Source organism: Streptomyces lushanensis (genome assembly GCF_001700515.1).
GTDB lineage: Bacteria > Actinomycetota > Actinomycetes > Streptomycetales > Streptomycetaceae > Streptomyces > Streptomyces lushanensis.
In genome coordinates, this window is record NZ_MAUD01000389.1 from 1 (window position 1) to 6,400 (window position 6,400).

6 protein-coding genes are annotated in these 6,400 nt (G+C 69.8%); 2 read left to right on the forward strand and 4 right to left on the reverse strand.

The window, feature by feature from the left end:
- Positions 1–26 precede the first annotated feature (26 nt).
- From BFF77_RS27030 to BFF77_RS27045, 4 genes are all read right to left on the reverse strand, one after another.
- Entirely contained in the window at positions 27–1,067 is a 1,041-nt protein-coding gene (locus BFF77_RS27030) for an NAD-dependent epimerase/dehydratase family protein (protein ID WP_066954729.1), read from the reverse strand.
- 85 nt (positions 1,068–1,152) lie between these two features.
- Positions 1,153–1,869, reverse strand: a complete 717-nt coding sequence (locus tag BFF77_RS27035) for a lysophospholipid acyltransferase family protein (RefSeq protein ID WP_066954715.1) — start codon at positions 1,867–1,869, stop codon at positions 1,153–1,155.
- A gap of 227 nt (positions 1,870–2,096) precedes the next feature.
- Positions 2,097–2,489 carry an SCO5389 family protein gene (locus tag BFF77_RS27040; RefSeq protein WP_066954718.1) on the reverse strand — a complete coding sequence of 131 codons (393 nt, stop codon included), beginning with the start codon at positions 2,487–2,489 and terminating at the stop codon, positions 2,097–2,099.
- 145 nt (positions 2,490–2,634) lie between these two features.
- Complete coding sequence (locus tag BFF77_RS27045; protein ID WP_066954721.1) at positions 2,635–3,669, reverse strand: ATP-binding protein; 1,035 nt, start codon at positions 3,667–3,669, stop codon at positions 2,635–2,637.
- Between the two features lie 249 nt (positions 3,670–3,918).
- On the opposite strand from BFF77_RS27045, the gene BFF77_RS27050 reads away from it, so the two are divergent.
- Positions 3,919–4,455, forward strand: coding sequence for a hypothetical protein (locus tag BFF77_RS27050; RefSeq protein WP_066954724.1), 537 nt, complete (start codon positions 3,919–3,921; stop codon positions 4,453–4,455).
- Between the two features lie 89 nt (positions 4,456–4,544).
- Positions 4,545–6,224: an acetolactate synthase AlsS gene (gene alsS, locus BFF77_RS27055; RefSeq protein WP_066954727.1), complete on the forward strand. Its 1,680-nt coding sequence runs from the start codon at positions 4,545–4,547 to the stop codon at positions 6,222–6,224.
- The last annotated feature ends 176 nt before the right edge of the window (positions 6,225–6,400 follow it).

Consider the following 6,400-nt stretch of genomic DNA (forward strand, 5'->3'; position numbering starts at 1 on the left):
CGGCCGCCCCTCCTCCTTCTCGTGTTCTAGCTCGCGCCCCGGTCGTGCCGCTCCAGCCAGGCGTCCTCCGCCGCGTAGTCGAAGAGGCTGTCGGGCCCGTAGCTCCTGGCCATCGCCGGAAACGCGTCCGTCCACTCCCGGCCACGCAGTTGGCCGGTCAGCCAGTCGACCGTCGCCGGCAGCGACTCGACGTAACCGGTGACCGGCCGGTAGCCCAGCTCCCGCTCGGCGGCGGCCATGTCGTAGACCACGGGATGTTCGACGGCCCAGGGATGGTCCCCGACCGTGCCCTGCGGCGGACCGTCCAGCGGTACCGTCTCCGTCTTCCGGTCCAGGACCGTGTCGATCGCCGCGCCGATCTCCGCGACCGTCGGCGCCTGCGGGTCCCCGGCGTTGAGCACCCGGGAGCCGGGCCTCAGCGCGGCGAGTCCGATCAGCTCGGCCAGATTGGACACATGGACGGGATGGAAGCGGCTCCGGCCGCCGTACGCCAGCACCCGCCGCGCACGCCCGTCCAGCAGCCGCTTGACGAAGTACAGCTCGCGCGGTGAACGGCAGTACGGCCCGTGGATCGCGCCCGCCCGCAGCAGAGTCACCGGCAGCGCCTCGCCCGCGGCGAGGAGCTCCCGCTCCAGCAGCACCTTGCGCGTGCTGTACGTCGAGTCGCCCGGGTCCACGGTGCGCTGGGTCTCCGGGATCGGTACCGGATAGCGCGGAGCACCCTCCGGCTCGCCCTGGGTGTCGAAACCACGGCCCCGGTCGTCCTCGTACACCGCGCCGCTGGAGATGACGACGGCGGAGCCGATCCGGTCGGCCAGTGCGGTCACCTGGCGGGCGTGGTCCCGTCCGTAGGCCACCAGATCGACCAGTACGTCGACGCCGCCGCCCACCTCGTCCAGCAGCGCGGCCAGTGCCGCGCCGTCCTCGCGGTCCAGCCGTACCGCCCGCACCTCACCGGGCCAGTGCTCGTCCCGGCCGCCGCCGAGCGAGGCGGCGGTCACCTCCCAGCCGTCCTCGGCCAGGGTCCGTACGGCGGCCCGGCCGATCTGTCCGGCCGCACCGATCACCACTGCGTTTCCCTTGCTCATACGAGGACGCTAGAGGCGCCCGGTGTTGTGCGCCCAGGGACTTTCGCCGGTGGCGGATCCGCTGTCAGCGTGGCCGGCGCCGGAACTTTCCCTTCGGCTCGGCCTTCGCCTGCTCGGCCTTGACCTCGGCCGCGTAGCGGTCGACGTACTCCTGTCCGGACAGCCCGAGGATCGCGTACATGATCTCGTCGGTGACCGCGCGCACCGCGGCCCTGTGGTTCTCCAGACCGGCGTAGCGCGAGAACTCCAGCGGCTCACCGAAGCGGATCGCGACCTTTCTGATCCGGGGCACGACCTGGCCGGGCGGCTGGATCTCGAACGTACCGACCATGGCGCACGGCACCACCGGCACCTGCGCCCTGATCGCCATCACCGCGACGCCGACCTTGCCCTTGTAGAGCCGTCCGTCGTGCGAGCGGGTGCCCTCCGGATAGATCCCCAGCAGCTCGTCCCTGGCCAGCACTCCCAGCCCCTCCCGGATCGCCGCCTGTCCGGCCTCCTTGCCGGAGCGGTCCACCGGGATCTGCCCGGCGCTGCGGAAGAAGAACGCGGTCAGCCGTCCCTTGAGACCGGGGCCGGTGAAGTACTCGGCCTTGGCGAGGAAGGTGATACGCCGTTTGAGGATCGCCGGCATCAGGAAGTGGTCCGAGAACGAGAGATGGTTGCCCGCGACGATCGCCGCGCCCTCGGCCGGAATGTGTTCGAGCCCCTCGATCCGCGGCCGGAAGAGCACGCGCAGCAGTGGCCCCAGCAGTACATATTTGAGGACGTAGTAGAACACGGGATGCGCTCCTCACTGGCCCGGCCGGCCCCGGGGATGCCATTTTCCCAGGTCAGTGGGGGCTCCGGCGGGGCAAGTGTAGGGGCAGCGAGGTCAGCCGGATAGCAGCCCGGGGCCAGGAAGCCGAAAATCCCGCCGAGCGGCGCCGCACCGGCGGGAACCGCGACGCCGGAGGAGACGGCCCCGGGGCGCTGCCGGGGCCGCTCCCCGCCGGATCCGCGCCCGCCTCAGCAGTCGCGGAACTCCGGGGACTGGTTGAGGACCTGCGAGCGGAGCGAGGTGAACCGGGTGTGCGTACGACCGCCCACCGCCTCGGGGCGGAAGACGGCGACCCGGTGGCAGTTCATGAAGGCCAGGGCCACGCCGAAGTGCCGCTCCAGGCTGCCGCGGATGGCGTCGCTGGACAGCGCCCGCAGAAGCTGGCCACGGTCCCTCTCCGAGGGCGGCGGAGTGTGGTTGTCGGCGAACTCGGCCGTACCGGCGCGCAGTTCCTCGGTGAGCCCGGCGATGAGGTCGTACGCGTAGGGGAGTGACGCACGGACGGTCGTCACGAAGTCCTCTTCGCGGACCTCGTCCCGCTCGGCGTCGGCGAGCAGTTCCGGGGAGACGTCGAGTGACATGGAGGGGGTGTCCTCTCGTTCGGTGCTGATGGAGGTACGGCGTGGTCGGACGGCTCGGCCGGACGCCACGGCTGGACGACGCGGACGCCCGGATCGCAGAGACCGGAGCGAGGGCGTCGGACCGGTGGGTGGACAGGCGGGGGCGTCAGCCCGTGGACGGCAGGGCGGCCGGGCCGTGCTCGAAGCCGGGGTCGATCTGTGTGGCGAGGTCCATGCCCGTGGCCCGGTCGGCCCAGGCCGTGGCATTGCGCAGATGGAACTCGACGGCGTGCTTCTGGAACGCGGCCCAGTCCTTCGTACGGGCGTCGACCGCCGAACGCAGCAGGTCCAGGGCGTGGAGATTGTGCGCCTCCAGCTCCCCATGGCCCGCCCGGTCACGTCCCTGCTCCCGGGCCCGTACGAACGGCGAGTGCAGACAGTGGGCCAGCAGATCGTCGCCGGCATGCTCCTTGAGGAAGAGCAGATCGTCCTCTCCGGTGACCTTGTTGCCGACGACCGCGAGCGGAATCCCGAACTCCCGCGCGTGGTCGCGGTACTGGCGGTAGACCGAGACGCCCTTACGGGTGGGTTCGGCGACCAGGAACGTGATGTCGAACCGGGTGAACAGACCGGAGGCGAAGGCATCGGCGCCCGCCGTCATGTCGACCACGACATACTCGCCCGGCCCGTCGACGAGATGGTTGAGATACAGCTCCACCGCCCCGAGCTTGGAGTGGTACCAGGCCACGCCCAGATCGCTCTCGTCGAACCGACCGGTCACCATCAGCGGAACCCCGCCCACCTCCTGTACATGACGGGCGTGCACGGGATCGTCGCCGAGCAGCCGGAGCAAGGTGGAGCCGCGTCCCGGCGGAGTGGTCTTGATCATGGCTTCCCGCGAGGCGATGAGCGGGTTGCCTCCTCGCAGACAGTCCTTGATCTCGTCCAGATGAGCGCTGAGCGGTGGCGCGGTGAAGGAGCCGCCGTCACCCGTGCCCGTGCCCGTGCCCGCGTTCGGGCCCGCGTCCGTGCCGGGGCTGTGCCCGGGGCCTGAGTCGGCGCCGAGGGCCTCGGCGAGGTGCTGGTTGATGTCACCGTCGACGGCGAGGACGGGTGCGCCGGAGCGCGCGAGATGACGGGAGAAGAGAGCCGACAGGGTGGTCTTGCCGCTGCCGCCCTTTCCGACGAACGCGACACGCATCACGGGGCCGTTCTATTGGAAATGAATGTCATGTCGCTAGGTCTAGTGGCGTGCCTGACTGTCTGTCAAATCGCCACTCCGTGACCGTCCGGTCGCGGACTGTGGCCGCCGCCGGGTGGCTGCGGCGCTCAAGATGTGGCCGGTTGGCCCGCAAAATACAGTGGACGGCAATGGGCCCGTAAGGCGGCGGAGAATACGGAGAATGACCTGATTGCCACCGGCGGTCCATGTCGAGGAGGTGTGAAGAGGATGACTGTCCGTTCCGATCTCACTCTGTCGGAGTCGACCGTCCACGCCCCGATCCGCGCACCGATCGGGAAAGTCGACATCGCCACCTGGCTCTTCGGCCTTCCGGACGCCGAATACCAGCGTTGTGCGCCTCCCGATCACATCGCCGCCGGGGCCACCACGACCGACGACGGGCGTCCCATGTCGATCAATGTGGAAATGATCGGATCCGGGCTGGTGATCCAGCACTATGTCGGTGAGATCACCCGGTCCGACCACTGCCGCATGGTCTCCACCTCCGATGTCTTCTCGCCCTACGGGCGGACCAAGGTGCAGGTCATCTGGGATCTGAGCGCGCGACCGGTCGACGAAGGACGCTGCGAATACACCAACTCGGTGGTCTCGCATCCCACGGAGGAATTCCTCGTCTTCCTCAAGGAGCACGATGTCTCCTTCGAACAGGCGGCGCATGAGCGGCAGTTGGCCTCAAGCGACCACAACAACCGGGAAACCCCGCTGTTCGCCGCCAGTATCGAACGCGCGGCGCTCGCGAAATAACCGGGAGAGGAAAAGCCGGAGAACGACCGCGGGGACCAAGGGGATCGAACGGGAGACGAACGCGGAAGACACGGAGAGTGGGCGTCGCCATGAGCGGGAATCGCGAGGAACCGGTACGCAGCGCGCAGCGGGTGGTGGAGACGGTCCGGGCGCAGGGAGTTCCGTACATCTTCGGGATTCCGGGAGCGAAGATCGACGCGGTCTATGACGTACTGGCCGACACGGGCCCGCGGCTGGTGGTCTGCCGGCACGAACAGAACGCCGCCTTCATGGCGGCGGCGCTCGGCCGGCTGACCGGCATCCCGGGGGTCGTCCTGGTGACCTCCGGCCCCGGTACGGCCAATCTCGCCACCGGCCTGCTGACCGCCAATACCGAGCAGGATCCCGTCGTGGCCCTGTGCGGCGCCGTCGGCCGGGAGGACAGGCTCAAGCGGACACACCAGTCGATGGACGCCGCCGCGCTGCTCAGGACGGTGACCAAGTTCACCGGTGAGGTCAGCGATCCGGACAATGTGCCGGAGACGGTCGTCAACGCGTTCCGGGCGGCCACCACGGAGCCGCGCGGCTCGGCCGCCGTGATCCTGCCCTCCGACGTCCAGGCGGCTTCGACCACCGCCCGGATCGCCCGGCCCCTGCCCGTACCGCCACTCGGTGCCGCTCCGGTGGAGTCGGTCTGGCGGGCGGCGGATCTCATCCGCGGGGCCGCGCGGCCGGTCCTGCTGGCCGGGGCCCGCGCGGCTGACCCGGACAGCTGCGCCGCGCTGCGGGCGCTGGTCGTGGAGACCGGGCTCCCGGTGGTCGAGACCTTCCAGGCGGCGGGAGTCATGTCCCGGGACCTGGAACGGTATTACGTCGGCCGGGTCGGCCTCTTCCGCAACCAGCCGGGCGACGCCGTGGTGGCCGAGGCGGATGTCCTGGTTACCGTCGGATACGACCCCGTCGAGTACGACCCGGTCCTGTGGAACACCGATGTGAACCGTACGGTCGTCCATGTCGACTCGGTCCCGGCGGCTGTCGACAACCACTACCAGCCGGTGCTGGAACTGCGCGGCACGGTGGCCGCGACGCTCACCGAACTGGTGAAGCCACTGGCCGGACTGGTCCGGAGCGAGGCGTTCACGGCCGATGTCGCCCGTCGGCGGCGGGAACTCGCCCAGGTCGACGAGCGCGCCCGCGACGCCCTGCCCACGGCCGCGGGACTCAATCCGGCGGCGGTGGTCCTGGACCTGCGCGACGCGCTGGACGACGAGGCCACCATCACCTGCGACATCGGATCGGTGTACATCTACCTGGCGCGCCACTTCCGGGTCTTCGAGCCGCGCCATCTGCTGTTCTCCAACGGGCAGCAGACACTCGGTGTGGCCCTGCCCTGGGCCATGGCAGCGGCCATGGTGCGCCCGGGCACGCAAGTGGTCTCCGTCTCGGGCGACGGCGGATTCCTCTTCTCCGCGCAGGAGCTGGAGACCGCCACCCGGCTCGGGCTGACCTTCACGCATGTGCTGATGCGGGACAACGCCTACGACATGGTCGCCTTCCAGGAAATGCTCAAGTACGGCAGGACGTCGGGCGTCCGGCTCGGCGACTACGACACCGTGAAGTACGCCGAGACCTTCGGCGCGCACGGCTACCGCGTCACGACCCAGGACGAGTTCACCTCGGCACTGCGCCGGGCGCTCGCCGAGGACGGCCCTTCCCTCATCGATGTGCCGGTGGACTACAGCCACAACACCGATCTGGCCGCCCACCTCCATGACGACCTCTTCGAGTGACCGGGCGAGGCGAACAGACATGACCACGTCCGACCAGCACACCCCGACCGACCGGTTCCGGCGCTGGGCGCGCACGATGATCGCGCACCGCCTCGGCGACCCCGCGGAACGCCACCGGGCCGGGCCCGCGCATGAGATCTACCAGTCCTCCACGATGGGTGCCCTGCTCGACGGTG

Coding starts and splice junctions, on each gene's coding strand:
- BFF77_RS27040 (WP_066954718.1), bottom strand. CDS start 2,489: ATGTCACTCGACGTCTCCCCGGAACTGCTCGCCGACGCCGAGCGGGAC.
- BFF77_RS27045 (WP_066954721.1), bottom strand. CDS start 3,669: ATGCGTGTCGCGTTCGTCGGAAAGGGCGGCAGCGGCAAGACCACCCTG.
- BFF77_RS27050 (WP_066954724.1), top strand. CDS start 3,919: ATGACTGTCCGTTCCGATCTCACTCTGTCGGAGTCGACCGTCCACGCC.
- alsS (WP_066954727.1), top strand. CDS start 4,545: ATGAGCGGGAATCGCGAGGAACCGGTACGCAGCGCGCAGCGGGTGGTG.